General features: G+C 42.6%; 3 protein-coding genes. 2 read left to right on the top strand and 1 reads right to left on the bottom strand.

Translation table 11 applies throughout. The features are described from left to right. A partial coding sequence (locus tag F6K49_RS46610) for a hypothetical protein (protein ID WP_293109266.1) occupies positions 1 to 372 on the top strand: 372 nt, incomplete at its 5' end. Between the two features lie 42 nt (positions 373 to 414). Continuing rightward, positions 415 to 1263 (top strand): macro domain-containing protein, encoded by an 849-nt coding sequence (locus F6K49_RS46605; RefSeq protein WP_293109264.1) that lies wholly within the window; start codon positions 415 to 417, stop codon positions 1261 to 1263. Positions 1264 to 1325: 62 nt separating this feature from the next. Here F6K49_RS46605 and F6K49_RS46600 read toward each other — a convergent pair whose 3' ends face one another. Further along, positions 1326 to 1541 carry a hypothetical protein gene (locus tag F6K49_RS46600; RefSeq protein WP_293109262.1) on the bottom strand — a complete coding sequence of 72 codons (216 nt, stop codon included), beginning with the start codon at positions 1539 to 1541 and terminating at the stop codon, positions 1326 to 1328. Positions 1542 to 1676 lie beyond the last annotated feature (135 nt).

Raw genomic sequence — 1676 nt, 5'->3', positions numbered from 1 at the left:
TTACGCTCTTCCGATCTCATTGGGACTAAAACCCCCCGCGCATATTCTGGAACAGTTGAAGAGTTTGACCGAGCAGTTAAAGCGCTGAAAAATAATAAAAAGCTAAATATTTGGTTATATTTACGAGATGCAGTCGCCAATTTAAAGACAAAGCAAGAGTTGGAACAGCGAAAAAAAGTACTGGCTTTCAAGAAGAGAGTTCAGCGCAAGGCATTAACTAAAAATTACAAACAACCAGCAAATTTTCGAGACAGCTTTTGTCAAGATTTGTCTCTGTGGTTTAACAAAATTACTATAGAGCTTGCGAATAAGGCTTTTGAAGCTGCCCTGAAAGTGTCTATACCCCAAGATTTACCTGAAGGGTGGGTATAGTAGAATTTCTACACAGACTGGAATAAACATCTTGAAGAATTGATGCTCTATCTCAAACTCTTGACTCAGGTTGGGCTTAAACGCATAGGAAGCTCTTTTATCAGTATATTTGGTCTTTTATGGCTGTCCATCGAACCAGCAGCACTTTTTTTTCCAGAGAGTCTGAATTTTGGTTGGATTGGCTACTTGGTACTAGTAGTAGTCTCCCTGGCCATAGCAGTTATTCAGCGTTTTCCCCGTACTTCAGTGTGTAAAGCGTTGTCTTCTCCCGACTCAGTTTTAGAAATTAAAATTGGCAATCTTTTTAATCAGTCTGGGCATTTAGTCATAGGAGCTAACGATGTTTTCGATACGGAACTCGGAGAAGTCATCAAACCTTCTAGTGTACAAGGACAGTTTCTTACCGGCATTTATGGCAATGACCTGACTAAATTAGACGCAGAGATTGAAGCAGTCTTGGAGCACTACAAAGCTCAACGTACAAAAGAACCTAACAAAAAGAAGGGAAAGTCTTGGCGCTATCCCATAGGCACAACTATAGCATTGGGTTCCCCTGACAAACGCTATTTCTGGACAGCTTACGGCTATATGGGCAATGACCTGAAAGTCCAGTCAAATGCTGACTACATTTGGAATTCTTTGAGCTGTCTTTGGGAAGAAGTTCGCCGGAAGGGTCATGGTATCGACGTTGCTATACCTGTTATTGGAGCAGACTTAGCTCGTACTAACTTACCTCGAATGGCATTAGCTAAGTTAATTATTCTTTCATTCGTAGTGGCTTCTAAGAAGGAGTTTGTCACCAGGAAACTAACTTTAGTCATCCATCCTAAAGACTTAGAAAACACAGATTTCTATGAATTAGACGATTTCTTGACATCGGCTTGTTTTTGATATTGTCCTTAAAATCGGTATTCTATAGTGTTTTCAATGGGGTGAGCTACAAAGCTCCTCAGTTAATGGGAGTAGGGATTAAGACCTGAGGGGGTGATAACAAGGGTAAAAAGGCGGCTTGTCACTCCCTTTGGGATGCGATCGCTTTTAGCGTGGCCTACGGCCAATCGCGTAGCGTAGCCCTTCGGGCTAATCGCATTGAGTACTCGATTCCAGTTTCTGCACCAGCGAAGGTCACAAAACAACCCAAACCAAAGTATCTCAGTGGTAGACTGCAAAGAGATCACAAGTGCAGTTTGACTCGGTGGGTGGAATGGGCATCTTGCCCGTTACAATCGGACGGGCTATCCCAACACTGGCTACGAGGCGAAAAATGAGGGCGATGCCTTCCCTAACACACCCTACTAAATTCA

Source organism: Moorena sp. SIO3I6, from assembly GCF_010672095.1.
Note: the sequence above shows the minus strand (reverse complement) of the source record. Positions and strands in the feature narration are given on the sequence as shown.